Here is a 12,761-nt window from a genome sequence, read left to right as displayed (position 1 = left end):
CACAGCGTATGGGTGCGAGCCTGTTCCACTCAAGGCCCTGCGCGGGAAATTATCCTGCTCGACCCCTATGAACACCGTAATTCTTCCCGCAGTCCACCGCCCGGGCGCGTGGTTCGCCCCTTTCGCCCCCCGCTGCACACGGCGTTGGGGCCGCGGACGGCAGTCCGCGGCCCCAAAGGGTGACGTCCGCCACTCAGGCGGAGCGGAAGTGCGGGATGACCTTCTCGCCCCACTGCCGCAGGGTCTCCAGGCACGCCTCCTGCGGCACCGTGCCCATCTGGATCAGGCACATGATCTCGTCGGCCCCCGCCTCCTTGAGCCGCTGCACGTACGCGATGGCGTCGTCGGCGCTCCCGTACGCGTGGTCGGCGTGGAAGGTCGCCGTCGACGTGGGCCGCACCGGGATGGCCTGCTCGTGCAGCCGGGCCACCACCTGCTCGGCCGCCCTGCGCATCTGCGCCGCCTCGTCGGCGCCCGCGACCACCGCCTCGTCGGGGACGCCCGCCCCGCCGTACCAGTGGCCGATGGACTGGGCGAAGAACCGCTGGCCCCGGATGCCGATCCGGCGCGCCTCGTCCGGGTCGTCGAGCACGATGGTCGGGCAGAGCACCGAGAAGTGGTCGTTGACGGCGGTGGAGACGAGGCGCGCGCCGTCCCGGCCGGCCACCGCCCCGTCGTACACGGCCCGCATCGTGGCGATGGACTCCGGCCCGGCGAAGCCCATCACCAGGGCCCCGACGCCCAGTTCGGCGGCCTGTACGAGGGTCTCGGCGCGGCTGCACGCCAGGAACAGCGGCGGGTGCGGGGTCTGCCGCGGCCGCGGCAGGATCGGGTGCGGGTCGATGTCGATCAGCTCGCCGTGGTACTCCAGCTCCTCCTCCTGCCAGGCCTTGCCGATGATCCGCAGGGCCTCCTCCACCTCCTGCGTGGTGCGCTCCCGGTCGACCCCGCACAGGGAGGTCTCCTGCTCGGTGCCACCGCGTCCGGCGCCCAGGTCGAGGCGGCCGCCGGAGAGCAGGTCGAGCATGGCGGCCCGCTCGGCCACCCGGACCGGGTGGTTGAAGTTGAAGGGCATGCAGACGACCCCGTGGCCGATGCGTATGGTGTGCGTCCGGGCCGCGACGAAGGTCAAGAAGACCTCGGGCGCCGACATGTGCGCGTACCACTTCAGGGAGTGGTGCTCGACGGCCCAGATCCGGTCGAATCCCATCTGCTCGGCGAGCACGGCCTGCTCCACGCAGTCGTGGATGACCTGGTGCTCCCGCTCCACGGTCGGGTCGGCGAGCTGAGCTTCGAAGATGACGGAGAACTTCACGATGCCTCCAGGGTTGCGTCCCGTGCCCGGTCTTACTTCAATTCGGAATATGACTAGTAGTCAGACGTCGAAGAAGCAAGACCTTCCGGCGACCGCGTGGGCCGTGCTCGGGCTGCTGTCCTTCCCCGGGGAGCGCACCGGGTACGAGCTGAAGAAGTGGGCGGACTCCTCCCTGCGGTTCTTCTACTGGTCCCCGGCCATCAGCCAGATCTACGCCGAACTGCGCCGGCTGGAGGAGCTCGGGTACGCCGCCTCCACGCGGTCGGGGCCCGAGGAGGCCCGGGCCAAGCGCCGCTACGCCATCACCGCGGCCGGGCGCGCGGCCCTGGCCGGCTGGGCTTCGGACACCGCGGAGGCGGGTCCCCCTGTGCTCAAGCACGGACTGCTGCTGCGGATCTGGCTCGGCCACCTCGCCGAGCCGGAGCTGCTGCGAGCGATGGTCGGCGGGCACCTGGAGCGGACCCGGGGCGAACTGGCCGCCGTACGCGAGGCCATGGCGCAGGCGGACGACGTACCGCAGTGGGCGTTCCCCGCGCTCGCGCTGCGCTGGAGCGAGCGGCAGCACCTGGCCGAACTGGAGCTGGGCGAGGCCCTGCTGGCCGATCTGGCGGAACTGGACGCGTCCGGTACCGGGGACCCGGCGGCGGATCGTCAAGGCGGCGGGGACGCGCCCACCCCCGGGTGACGCGGCAGGGCCCGCGCGGCGCGCGCGAGGGCGTACGGCCCTGGCGGGAACCGGCCGAAGGCCGCGTTCCGGGCGCTGCACGAGCGGTCTCATCGCATCCCCGGCGCACTAGCATGCGACCTCACCGCGCGCGGCCGGTAGGGACACCGCGACCGCGCGGGAGCCGCCGTCGACGGAAGCGAGAGAACCTTGACTTTCCTCACCATCGGTCACCGCGGGGTCATGGGTGTCGAACCGGAGAACACCCTGCGGTCGTTCGTGCGCGCGGAACGTTCCGGGATGGACGTCATCGCGCTGGACCTGCAGCTGAGCAAGGACGGCGTGCTCGTCGTCCTGCACGACGCCGAGGTGGACCGCACCACCGACGGCTCCGGAGCCGTGGCCGACCTGACCCTGGCCGCGCTGCGCGAACTGGACGCCGGGCAGGGCGAGCGCGTGCCGGTCTTCGAGGAGGTGCTGGACGCGGTCCGGACCCCGCTCCAGGTGTCGGTGCAGGACGCGCCGGCCGGGAGGGCGCTGGCGGAGCTGATCCTGCGCCGCGACCTCGGCGCGCGGGTGGAGGTGGCCTCCTTCCACGACGAGGTGCTCGCCGAGACGTCCCGGCTGCTGCCGGGGGTCCGCAGCACCCTCTACGCGGACCTGCGCATCGTCCACGGCAGGTCCGTCGAGGACCGGGCGCTGGCCGTGGGGGCGAACACGGTCGCCCTCGGCATCCGCGATCTCACCCTGGACACGGTGGAGGCGGTCCACGCGGCCGGGCTGAAGGTGACCGGCTGGACCGTCAACACCCTCCAGCAGCTGCGGGTGGCGCGGGCGCTCGAACTGGACGGGGCCTCCACCGACTTCCCGGAGATCCGCAGCACGGGCCGGTTCATCGCCTGACGGCGGCCCCCGCCGCGCGCTACAGCGGCTTGACCAGCAGCTCGAAGGCCAGGTCGTCGCGGAGCGGGACGCCGAAGCGCTCGTCGCCGTAGGGGAAGGGGCTCATTTCGCCGGTGCGCCGGTATCCGCGGCGCACGTAGTAGGCGATGAGCTCCTCCCGTACGTTCACCACCGTCATCCGCATCTCCTTGGCGCCCCACGTCTCGCGGGCGCGGCGCTCCGCCTCGGCGAGGATCTCCTTGCCGAGGCCGCCGCCCTGCAGTCCGGGACGGACGGCGAACATCCCGAAGTAGGCGTGGTCGCCGCGGTGTTCGAGCTGGCAGCAGGCGACGAGCTGTCCGGCGCGCTCGACGACGAGCAGGACGCCGTCGGTCGCGCCGATGATCGCGCGGACCCCCTCGGGGTCGGTGCGCTGACCGTCCAGGACGTCCGCCTCGGTGGTCCAGCCGGCACGGCTGGCGTCCCCTCGGTAGGCGGATTCCACGAGGGCCACCAGGTCCGGTACGTCCGCCTCCACGGCGCTGCGGAAGTTCAGGGCGGTGGAGTGGGCGGTCGACATCAAAGGCTCCCGTTCGGCTCAACGGCATATGACATGCCCGGTGCGGCAAGGAGAGCCTAACCCGGTCCGGCGTGCGGGCGTCCGGGCCGGGGCATCTCTTCCCGTGACGCCGACGAACCGGGGGGTTCCGCCGTGCACGGTCCCGCGATGTCCCTGCCCGCTTCCCTCTCCGCCTGGCTGCTCGTCGTGCTCTGCGCCGTGAGCGGCGGGTACTGCCTGCGCCGGGTGCGCAGATCGGAGCCGGACGCGCGCGGCGGCGCGGCGGGCGAGGCGCTGATGGGCTTCGGGATGGCGGTGATGGCCGTGCCCTCGGGCATCGGGCCGTGGGGGCCGGGGATCCTGCTGGGCGTCTTCAGCGGGGCCGTGCTGCACGCGCTGTGGCTGCTGCGCGGCGGATTGCACCACGCGCACCACCTGGTCGGCTCGCTGGCCATGGCGTACATGGCGCTGACGATGGCCGTCGGGCACGGGCACGGCGGGGGGCCGCCGCTCGTCACCGGGGCGCTGCTCCTCTATTTCGCGGGGTACGTGCTCCTCGGCGGGGCCCGGCTGGTCACGGCGGGCGGGGCCGGGCAGCCGGTCGGGGGCGGGCCGCCCCTGATGCCGGCGGAGCTGACGCGGGCGTGCCGACTCGCCATGGGGATGGGGATGTTGGCGATGCTGCTGAGCCTGTGACCGTCCGGTGCGGGTCGGGCAAACGTGTCCTGCGTCACCAATCGCGCAAGGTCGTACCGGCAGGTAGCCCGGCGCTCATAGGCTGGCGGACATGATGGTCCCCGCCGCACTGCTGCTGCTCGGCGCCCTGACCGCTGTGCTCGCTCCCCGGCTGCTGGCCCGGGCCCAATGGCCCGAGCGGGAGCCCGTCGTCGCCCTGTGGGTGTGGCAGTGCGTGGTGGGGGCGGTGCTCCTGTGCTTCGCCCTGTCGATGCTGCTGAGCGCGGCGGCCGCCTGGCTGGCGGTCCGGGGGCGGCTCTTCGCGGCGGCCCCGCACGGGGTGGTCGACGCGTACGCGCTGGGCCCGACGGGCGGCGCGTGGGCCACGGGGACCGCCCTGGCCCTGGCCGGCGGCGGGTTGTGGACCGGGGCCCGGCTGACCCGGGAGGTGCTGCGGGCGCGGGCCCGGCGCCGGGTGCAGGGCGCCGAGCTGCTCGTACGGGCTCCGCTGCTGCCCGGGGAGGACCCGGGCGGCGCCCGGCTCGTCGTACTGGAGGGGACGCGGCCGGACGCGTGGTGGCTGCCGGGCGCGGCCCCGCAGCTGGTGGTGACGACGGCCGCCCTCGGCCGGCTCAAGGGGAGCCAGCTGGACGCCGTACTGGCGCACGAGCAGGGGCACGCGCAGGCCCGGCACGACTGGCTGCTGCACTGCTCGCGGGCGCTGGCGGGGGGATTCCCGCAGGTGCCGGTGTTCGCGGCGTTCGAGGCGGAGATGCACCGGCTCGTCGAACTGGCCGCCGACGACGTGGCCTCGCGGCGGTTCGGGAGGCTGACGATCGCGCTGGCCCTGGTCGGGCTCAACGAGGACCGGGGCGTCTTCGGTGCGTACCCGAGCCCGCAGCCGCACGTGTCGGAGCGGGTGCGGCGGCTGCTGTCGGCGGCGCCGCGGCTGTCGGCGGGCCGCAGGCTGCGCCTGACCGCACTGGCCACGCTGGTCCCGGTGATCCCGCTCGTGATCGCCCTGATGCCGGGTCTGAGCGCACTCGCCTGAGGGCTACCGCCCGAGCACTCGCCTTGGCGCTCTCGCCCGAGCGCAAGCCCCTGAGCGCGCCCACGCGGGCGGACCGGGCCGGAACCCGTCGCTCTGCCGAGGTGTGGAAGTCCCTGCTCTGGGTGATCCCCCGCGTCACCCAGAGCAGGCGACCCCGTGCGCTGAGTATATTGGCTGGGAGCCAGTCAACGCAGGAGTAAGCATGTCCCCGCGCAGCGCATCGGTCAATGAAGAATTGCGCAGACGTTCCCGGGAGCGGCTGCTCCAGGCCACGGTCGAACTCGTCGGCGAACGCGGCTACGAGGCGACGACCCTCGGCGACATCGCCGATCGGGCGGGCACGGCCCGCGGCCTGGTCTCGTACTACTTCCCGGGCAAGCGGCAACTGCTCCAGTCGGCGGTGCACCGGCTGATGCACCTGACGCTGGAGGAGGCGCTGGAACGCGAGCCGCGCACCGATGACGGCCGCGAGCGCCTCGCCCGCGCCGTCGACGCGGTCCTCGGGCTCGCCCGCGACGAGCCGCTGCTGATGCGGACGCACATGGCGGGCATCCTCCAGGCCGAGGGGTTCGTGCAGTGCCCGGAGCAGCAGCGGCTGGCGGAGCTGCTCCGGGACACGGTCACGCGGTACGGGTCGGCGGACGTGGACACCGACTACCCGCTGCTGCGGGCGCTGCTGATGGGCGCGGTGGTCGCGGTCCTGCTGCCGGGGGCCCCGATGCCGGCGGCGCGGCTGAGGGCGGAGCTGTTCCAGCGGTACGGGCTGGACTGGGAGCTCGGTTTCCCGCCGGACGGCGGGCCGCCCGGCCCGGCGTTTCCCCCCTCAGGCTGAGCCGGTCAGTGGTACTCGGGCTGCGACTGGACGTTGAGCCGGTCCATCCGCACCCACTTCGCGCTCTCGGTGCGCCAGTCGTCGATCCGCAGCACGTCGAGGCCCTTGGCGATGTCGTTGGAGTAGACGTATCCGTTGTAGTAGTACGCCGACCAGGACCCGCCGAGTCCGAGCTGGTCCGTGGTGAGCGGGCCGCGCTCGAAGTAGCCGATCTCCTTGGGCCGGGCCGAGTCGGTGAAGTCCCACACCGAGACGCCGCCCTGGTACCAGGACTGGACCATGATGTCGCGGCCGCCGCCGACCGGGATCAGCGAGCCGTTGTGGGCCACGCAGTTCTCCGTGTCGGCCTGCGGGCGCGGGATCTTGAAGTAGCTGCGGAAGACCAGTTTGCGCTGGTCACCGCGGCCGGTGATGTCGTAGATGCCGTCGGCCCCGCGGTTCGGTCCGGTGGCCTCGTTGCAGGTGGCCCCGCCACCGCCGCCCAGTTCGTCGGTGAACACCACCTTGTCGGCCTTCTCGTTGAAGGTCGCCGAGTGCCAGAACGCGAAGTTCACGTTGTCCTGCACCCGGTCGATGACCCGCGGCTGCTCGGGCTTGCTGATGTCGAAGAGGATGCCGTCGCCCATGCAGGCGCCGGCCGCCAGCTTCTTCGACGGCAGCACGGTGATGTCGTGGCAGCCGGTGGTCTTGCTGACGCCCGGGTTGGCGGGGGCGCCCGGATTGCCGCCGTCCGGGAAGAGGACGGGGAAGGCGACGACCGCCGCCTGCGTCGGGTTCTTCTTCGGGACCTTGATCACGGAAATGCCGTCGTGCGGGGGCTGGCAGTCGGGGAACGCCTCGCTCGGGGAGTACGAGGACACGTACAGGTAGAGGTCGCGCTCGCCCGGCACCAGCGTGTGGGTGTGGGAACCGCAGTTGGTCTCCACGGACTTGATGTACTTCGGGTTCTTCTTGTCCTTGATGTCGAAGATCTTGATGCCCTCCCACGAGGACTTCTCCGTCGCGGGCTGCGAGACGCTGTTGCAGGAGTCGTCGCTGCGCGAGGAGTCGGTGGAGAGGAAGAGCAGGTCGCCCTGGACGGAGACGTCGTTCTGGCCGCCGGGGCAGAGCACCTGGCTGACGGTCTTCGGGGCCTTCGGATTGCCGATGTCGTAGATCGTGAAGCCGTTGTAGTTGCCGGCGTAGGCGTACTTGCCCTGGAAGGCCAGGTCGGTGTTGATGACGCCCGCGTACGTGCTCGGGATGTTGGTCACGTGCTTGACGTTGGCGCTGTGCACGATCTCGTCCTGGCCGGGGATCTCGCCGGGGGCGAGTGCGCGGCCACCCGCCTCCGGATCCGCTTCCGGCCGGGAGACCCCGGGCGATAAGTCGCCGGGATCGGGGGTGGCGGCCGCGGGGCCGGCCGCGAACAGCGTGGTCAGCAGCCCGGCCGCGGCCACGGCCGCCCCCAGACTCCTGCGCCGCACTCTGACGGTGTGCTTCGAGATCACTGTGTCCTCCCATGGGAGTCCGATCGATTCCGACCGTGTGGCGAACGGAACCCGGCCCCCCGCAGTATGTTCCCTTCATGGACATGGCAAAAGGGTCACTCCATCGAACGACCGCGGCGGCCGTGGCCGCCTGCATCCTCCTCGCCCTGACCGGCTGCCAGGGCGGGGACGGCGAGAACGGGGCGAAGGACGGCGGCGCGGCGGTCATCGCCCCCGGCAGACCGGGCGAGAAGTCCCGGACCCTCTCCCCCGAGCAGGCCGCGAAACGACAGCCGGACGACTCCCCCAACGCGGCCGACCGGGCGTACGTCCAGCACATGGTGGAACACCACCGGCAGGCCGTCACGATGAGCGCCCTCGCCCCGGAACGGGCCTCGGCGGACGGGGTCAGACGGCTCGCCGAGCGGATCTCGGCCGCCCAGCAGCCCGAAATCGGCGCGATGCAGAAGTGGTTGGCCCGCTACCCGGCGCCCTCCGGCGCCCCCGCGGCCGGTCACGACCACGGCGCGATGCCGGGCATGGCGACCGAGCAGCAGCTGAGACAGCTGACGGAGGCGAAGGGCGCCGACTTCGACAGGCTCTTCCTGACCCTGATGACCGCCCACCACGAGGGCGCCGTGAAGATGGCGGGCGAGGCGCTGGCCGCCGGGAACAACGGCGCGGTGGAGGAGATGGCCAACGAGGTGGTGGCCACCCAGACCGCCGAGATCCACCGGATGCGCGCGATGGGCTGACGGCCGCCGGGCCCGGTGTCATGCTGGGAACACCTGCGGGAGGAGCTCCGCCGTGCTTCGTGTCGCCGTCGTCGGTTCGGGCCCCAGCGGGGTCTACGCCGCTCAGACACTCGTACAGCAGCGCGAGGTGCCGGGCGTGCGCGTCGACGTGCTGGACCGGCTGCCCGCGCCGTACGGACTGGTGCGCTACGGGGTGGCCCCCGACCACGAGAAGATCAAGTCGCTCCAGGGCAGCCTGCGCACCGTGCTGGAGGACGAGCGGATCCGTTTCCTCGGCAATGTCGAGGTCGGCGGTCCCGGGCTACCGACCGCACGGCTGCTGGAGCTGTACCACGCGGTGGTGTACTGCGTGGGCGCCGCCCGCGACCGGCTGCTCGGCATCCCGGGCGAGGAACTGACCGGGGTGCACTCCGCGACGGCCTTCGTCGCCTGGTACAGCGGGCACCCGGACGCCGTGGACGAGTCCTTCGACCTGTCCGGGGTGGCCTCGGCGGTGGTCGTCGGGGCGGGCAACGTCGCCGTGGACGTGACCCGGATGCTGGCCCGGGACGAGCCGGAGCTGGCCCCGACCGACATGCCGCAGCCGGCCCTGGGCGCCCTCGCGGACAGCGGGGTGGAGTCGGTGTCGATGGTGGCCCGACGCGGGCCCTCGCAGGGCAAGTTCACCACCAAGGAACTGCGGGAGCTGGGCACGCTGCCGGGCGTGGCCGCCGTCGTGGACCCCGCGGAGCTGGCGCTCGACCCCGCGTACGCCGACCAGGACGCGGCCGCCGCGCTGCCCGCGGTGGCCCGGCGCAACCTGGAGGTGCTGCGCGGCTGGGCCGGGCGGCCCCCGGGCGACGCGCGGCGCCGGATCGGCCTGCGGTTCTACCTGCGCCCGGTGGAGGTGCTGGCCGGCCCGGGCGGCCGGGTCGCCGGGATGCGCTTCGAGCGGACCGCACCGGACGGCCGGGGCGGGGTCGCCGGGACGGGCGCGTACGAGGACGTCGAGGCGCAGCTGGTGCTGCGCTCGGTGGGGTACCGGGGAGTCCCGCTGGCCGGTCTGCCCTTCGACCCGGTGAAGGCCACGGTCCCGCACGCCGCGGGCCGGGTGCTGCGCGAGGGCCGGGCCTCCGTCGGCGAGTACGTGGCGGGATGGATCAAGCGCGGTCCCACCGGGGTGATCGGCACCAACAGGCCCTGCGCCAAGGAGACGGTGTCTTCGCTGCTCCAGGACGCGGCGGCGCTGGCCCGGCGGGAGCTGCCGGGCGATCCGCTGGACGCGCTCCGGGCGGCCGGGCTGCGCCCGGTGGAGTGGCCGGGCTGGCTGGCGATCGAGACGGCCGAGGCCGATCTCGGGCGCTCGCTGGGCCGCCGCTCGGTGAAGATCCCCGACTGGCGCGGCCTGCTGGCCGCGGCCGGAACCGGCACGTGAACGCGGGCCGGCGCCCCCTGCACCGGCCGGCGGGCCGGTGGAGGACCCACCCCTCCGCTAGCTGGAGCCGGCCCCGCGCGCCTCTTCCGCCGCGGCCGCGGCGAGCACGCTGTCGAGCAGTCCCGGGAACAGGTCCTCCAGCTCCCCGTCGCGCAGACCGTTCATCTTCGCCGTGCCCCGGTAGGTCTGGCGGACCACCCCGGCCTCGCGCAGCACGCGGAAGTGGTGCGTGGTCGTCGACTTGGTGACCGGCAGGTCGAAGTACGAGCACGCCAGCTCGTCCGGCGTGGCCGCGAGGTCCCGCACGATCGACAGCCGGATCGGGTCCGACAGCGCGTGCAGCACCGCTTCCAGCCGGATCTCGGAGAGGCCGGGGTGGGCGAGTGCGCGGGTGGTGGCCGTATCCGTCACGTCTGCCACGTCGCCCTCATCTCACCGGCCCCCTGTTCGTACGAGAACCACCGTAGTACATCGACCGCCGCCGGAAGGACGCGAACGGGCCCGGCTACCAGGCACGGTGGTACGAGACGGGCACCCGTACCCCGGTGGACGGTTCGGCGGCGCGCTCGGCACCCAGGGCCGCGGCCGCGGTACGCGCCCAGTAGGGGTCGCGCAGCAGCTCGCGGCCCAGCAGGACCGCGTCCGCCTGCCCGTCGGCCAGGATCGCGGCGGCGTGCTCCGGCTCGGTGATCAGCCCGACTGCGGCCACCGGCAGGCCGGTGGCTGCCCTGACCTCGGCTGCGAACGGCACCTGGAACCCGGGCGCCGCCGGGATGTCCGCCTTCGGGGCCATTCCGCCGGTGGACACGTCCAGGAGGTCCACCCCGCGGCCCTGGAGCAGTGCCGCCAGCCGGACCGTGTCCTCGGAGGTCCAGCCGGACTCCTCCAGCCAGTCGGTGGCGGAGATCCGGAAGAACAGCGGGAGCTCCTCGGGCCACACCGCCCGTACGGCGTCGACGACTTCGAGGGCGAAGCGGGCCCGGTTGCCGAAGGAGCCGCCGTACTCGTCGGTGCGGCGGTTGATCTGCGAGGAGAGGAACTGGCCGATGAGGTAGCCGTGGGCGCCGTGGATCTCGACGACCTCGTAGCCCGCGGCCAGCGCGCGCCGCGCGGCGGCCGCGAACTGCCCGGTGATCTCGTGGATCTCGTCGGTCGTCAGCTCGTGCGGCACCGGGTCGCCCTCGGCGAACGGCACCGGGCTCGGGGCGCTCGGCAGCCAGCCGTCCGCCTCGGGGCCGACGTACCCGCCGCCCTCCCAGGGCCGGCCGGTGGACGCCTTGCGGCCGGCATGGCCGATCTGGATTCCCGGCACCGCGCCCTGGGCCTTGATGAAGGAGGTGATGGGACGCAGCGCCTCGGCCTGCGCGTCGTTCCAGATGCCGAGGTCGTAGGGGGAGATCCGGCCCTCCGGGGAGACGGCGGTGGCCTCCTGGAGGATCAGGCCGGTGCCGCCCACCGCGCGGGCGGCGTAGTGCGCGAAGTGCCAGGCCTGGGCCACGCCCGCCTCCGGCCCCGAGGCCTCGGCGACGTACTGGCACATCGGCGCCATCCAGATCCGGTTCGGCACGGTGACCGAGCGCAGGGTGAAGGGTGCGAAGAGGGCCGCGGCGTGGGTCTCGGGGGCGGCGGGGGCGAGGGGGGCAGCACTCATGAAGGACTCTCCGGAGGTGGCCGGGCACGCCGCGGATCCGCGGCTTGTACGAGAGTCAGCGTACTACGATTCCTTCCGTACTACGAGACCTCTCGTACAAGCTCGTCGAGCTCCGCGCGCAGCGCCTCCGCCAGGGCCGCCAGGTCGGGCACGGCGGCCGCGTCCGCCACCAGGCCGTAGTGGACCGTGTCCTTGTAGGTGGAGACCGCGACCGCGAGGGAGTGGCCGCGCGCCAGCGGGGCCAGCGGGTAGACCTCCCGGACCCGGCTGCCGCCGAGGGAGAAGGTGAAGCCCGGCAGCGGAACGCTGGTGACGAGGATGTCGAAGAGCATCCGGGCCGCCTGCGCGACCAGCGGACCGCCGAGCCGGTGGCCGAGCGGGTGGACGTGGTCGGCGAGCAGGGCCACGGCCCCGGCGCCGCGGGCCGGTCCCGCCTCCTTGTTGCGGTCCATGCCGAGCCGCACCCGGTCCAGGCGCAGCAGCGGGTCCGGTTCGGCGAGCGGGAGCCTGAGCAGGTAGCCGGAGAGCCGGTTGCCGCCCTTCGCGGCGCCGCCCGGCCTGCGGCGGGAGACCGGTATCAGGGCGCGCGGACCGGGCCCCTCGGGCGCCGGGTCGCCGCGGCCCAGCAGCCAGCGCCGCAGGGCGCCGGCGACGAGCGCGATCAGCACGTCGTTGACGGTGCCTCCGGCGACCTTGCGGATGCGGTTGACGTCGTCGAGGTCGAGCGCGAGGCCGGCGACCGCGCGGGTGCCGGTCCGCGCCGGGGCCGCGGTCAGGGCCGCCGGGACCCCGAGGGGCAGTCCGGCGCGGGCCACGGAGGCGCCGATCTCCAGGGCCTGGCCGACGTCCTGGACCCGGGCCGCGAGCATCCCGGGGAGGCTGCGCAGGGTGGGGCCGGCGGCGGGCCGGGCTGCCGGGGCAGGGCGCGCGGGACCCCGTACGGGCGGGCCCTCGTCGAAGAGCATGGCCGCCAGCGCGAGGGCCCCGAGCCCGTCGGCGAGGGCGTGGTGGAACTTGAAGAGCACCGCGAAGGAGCGCGGGTCGGGCCCGGCCAGGACGTGCGCCTCCCAGGGCGGCCGGCCCCGGTCCAGCGGCCGCGCCATCAGCGGCCCGGCGGCGGCTTCCGGATCGGGGGTGCGTACGAGGAACACGTGCCGGGCGGGATCGAAGTCCGCGTCCGACGACCAGGCGGCCGCCCCGACCGGCAGCAGCACGTCGTGGATGCGGCGGCGCAGGCCGGGGACGGCGGAGCAGCGGGCGGTCAGCAATGCGGCGGCGCGGACGGCGGGATCGGCCGGGGCGGCCGCGCGGTCGGGGCCGGAGGTGTCCTGCCCAGCGGCCTCGAAGACCGCGAGGGCGCCGAGGTGCATGGGGTGGGCGGCGGATTCGATCCGCCAGAAGGCGAGGTCGAGCGGTGACAGGTGCTCGGTGGCCACGTATTGCCTCTCGCGTGCGGTGGCAGAGGTCGAAGTCAACCCCTTGCGGCCTCCTACG

General features: G+C 73.5%; 13 protein-coding genes. 7 read left to right on the top strand and 6 right to left on the bottom strand.

Features of this window, described 5'->3' with window-relative positions; genetic code table 11:
- Positions 1 to 193 precede the first annotated feature (193 nt).
- Entirely contained in the window at positions 194 to 1,315 is a 1,122-nt protein-coding gene (locus tag CP980_RS29215) for an LLM class flavin-dependent oxidoreductase (RefSeq protein ID WP_150529428.1), read from the bottom strand.
- Between the two features lie 49 nt (positions 1,316 to 1,364).
- Here CP980_RS29215 and CP980_RS29210 point away from each other — a divergent pair, with 49 nt between their 5' ends.
- Both CP980_RS29210 and CP980_RS29205 read left to right on the top strand, forming a co-directional pair.
- Positions 1,365 to 2,000 carry a PadR family transcriptional regulator gene (locus tag CP980_RS29210; RefSeq protein WP_165937340.1) on the top strand — a complete coding sequence of 212 codons (636 nt, stop codon included), beginning with the start codon at positions 1,365 to 1,367 and terminating at the stop codon, positions 1,998 to 2,000.
- 189 nt (positions 2,001 to 2,189) lie between these two features.
- Positions 2,190 to 2,882, top strand: a complete 693-nt coding sequence (locus CP980_RS29205; protein WP_132758834.1) for a glycerophosphodiester phosphodiesterase — start codon at positions 2,190 to 2,192, stop codon at positions 2,880 to 2,882.
- A gap of 19 nt (positions 2,883 to 2,901) precedes the next feature.
- Here the strand turns inward: CP980_RS29205 and CP980_RS29200 are convergent, their stop codons facing one another.
- Entirely contained in the window at positions 2,902 to 3,441 is a 540-nt protein-coding gene (locus CP980_RS29200) for a GNAT family N-acetyltransferase (RefSeq protein WP_132758833.1), read from the bottom strand.
- 147 nt (positions 3,442 to 3,588) lie between these two features.
- Here CP980_RS29200 and CP980_RS29195 point away from each other — a divergent pair, with 147 nt between their 5' ends.
- The 3 genes from CP980_RS29195 to CP980_RS29185 all read left to right on the top strand — a co-directional run bounded on the left by CP980_RS29195 (position 3,589) and on the right by CP980_RS29185 (position 5,978).
- The gene (locus CP980_RS29195) at positions 3,589 to 4,116 is read left to right on the top strand and encodes a DUF5134 domain-containing protein (RefSeq protein ID WP_150529427.1); all 528 of its coding nucleotides are present in this window, start codon (positions 3,589 to 3,591) and stop codon (positions 4,114 to 4,116) included.
- A 91-nt stretch (positions 4,117 to 4,207) separates the two neighbouring features.
- Complete coding sequence (locus CP980_RS29190) at positions 4,208 to 5,146, top strand: M56 family metallopeptidase (protein WP_150529426.1); 939 nt, start codon at positions 4,208 to 4,210, stop codon at positions 5,144 to 5,146.
- 202 nt (positions 5,147 to 5,348) lie between these two features.
- Positions 5,349 to 5,978, top strand: coding sequence for a TetR/AcrR family transcriptional regulator (locus tag CP980_RS29185; RefSeq protein ID WP_150529425.1), 630 nt, complete (start codon positions 5,349 to 5,351; stop codon positions 5,976 to 5,978).
- A 5-nt stretch (positions 5,979 to 5,983) separates the two neighbouring features.
- Here the strand turns inward: CP980_RS29185 and CP980_RS29180 are convergent, their stop codons facing one another.
- The gene (locus CP980_RS29180; protein WP_150529424.1) at positions 5,984 to 7,468 is read right to left on the bottom strand and encodes an LVIVD repeat-containing protein; all 1,485 of its coding nucleotides are present in this window, start codon (positions 7,466 to 7,468) and stop codon (positions 5,984 to 5,986) included.
- 77 nt (positions 7,469 to 7,545) lie between these two features.
- On the opposite strand from CP980_RS29180, the gene CP980_RS29175 reads away from it, so the two are divergent.
- Both CP980_RS29175 and CP980_RS29170 read left to right on the top strand, forming a co-directional pair.
- Complete coding sequence (locus tag CP980_RS29175; protein WP_150529423.1) at positions 7,546 to 8,202, top strand: DUF305 domain-containing protein; 657 nt, start codon at positions 7,546 to 7,548, stop codon at positions 8,200 to 8,202.
- A gap of 52 nt (positions 8,203 to 8,254) precedes the next feature.
- On the top strand, positions 8,255 to 9,616 hold the full coding sequence (locus CP980_RS29170; RefSeq protein ID WP_150529422.1) for an FAD-dependent oxidoreductase: 1,362 nt from the start codon (positions 8,255 to 8,257) through the stop codon (positions 9,614 to 9,616).
- A 57-nt stretch (positions 9,617 to 9,673) separates the two neighbouring features.
- Here the strand turns inward: CP980_RS29170 and CP980_RS29165 are convergent, their stop codons facing one another.
- The 3 genes from CP980_RS29165 to CP980_RS29155 form a co-directional block, all read right to left on the bottom strand.
- Positions 9,674 to 10,027 carry an ArsR/SmtB family transcription factor gene (locus CP980_RS29165; RefSeq protein ID WP_150530397.1) on the bottom strand — a complete coding sequence of 118 codons (354 nt, stop codon included), beginning with the start codon at positions 10,025 to 10,027 and terminating at the stop codon, positions 9,674 to 9,676.
- A 94-nt stretch (positions 10,028 to 10,121) separates the two neighbouring features.
- A complete protein-coding gene (locus CP980_RS29160; protein WP_150529421.1) occupies positions 10,122 to 11,267 on the bottom strand; it encodes an NADH:flavin oxidoreductase/NADH oxidase in 1,146 nt (381 codons plus the stop codon).
- 80 nt (positions 11,268 to 11,347) lie between these two features.
- Positions 11,348 to 12,703 (bottom strand): wax ester/triacylglycerol synthase family O-acyltransferase, encoded by a 1,356-nt coding sequence (locus CP980_RS29155; protein WP_150530396.1) that lies wholly within the window; start codon positions 12,701 to 12,703, stop codon positions 11,348 to 11,350.
- Between the last annotated feature and the right edge of the window lie 58 nt (positions 12,704 to 12,761).

It is taken from the genome of Streptomyces vinaceus (genome assembly GCF_008704935.1).
GTDB classification, from domain to species: domain Bacteria; phylum Actinomycetota; class Actinomycetes; order Streptomycetales; family Streptomycetaceae; genus Streptomyces; species Streptomyces vinaceus.
The sequence above is the reverse complement of the archived record's forward strand: the minus strand, read 5'-3'. Positions and strand labels throughout refer to the sequence as shown.

Bases quoted from the DNA above. Each gene is read 5' to 3' on its own strand.
- CP980_RS29190 (WP_150529426.1), top strand. From the start codon at position 4,208: ATGATGGTCCCCGCCGCACTGCTGCTGCTCGGCGCCCTGACCGCTGTG.
- CP980_RS29195 (WP_150529427.1), top strand. From the start codon at position 3,589: ATGTCCCTGCCCGCTTCCCTCTCCGCCTGGCTGCTCGTCGTGCTCTGC.
- CP980_RS29160 (WP_150529421.1), bottom strand. From the start codon at position 11,267: ATGAGTGCTGCCCCCCTCGCCCCCGCCGCCCCCGAGACCCACGCCGCG.
- CP980_RS29185 (WP_150529425.1), top strand. From the start codon at position 5,349: ATGTCCCCGCGCAGCGCATCGGTCAATGAAGAATTGCGCAGACGTTCC.
- CP980_RS29200 (WP_132758833.1), bottom strand. From the start codon at position 3,441: ATGTCGACCGCCCACTCCACCGCCCTGAACTTCCGCAGCGCCGTGGAG.
- CP980_RS29175 (WP_150529423.1), top strand. From the start codon at position 7,546: ATGGACATGGCAAAAGGGTCACTCCATCGAACGACCGCGGCGGCCGTG.
- CP980_RS29210 (WP_165937340.1), top strand. From the start codon at position 1,365: ATGACTAGTAGTCAGACGTCGAAGAAGCAAGACCTTCCGGCGACCGCG.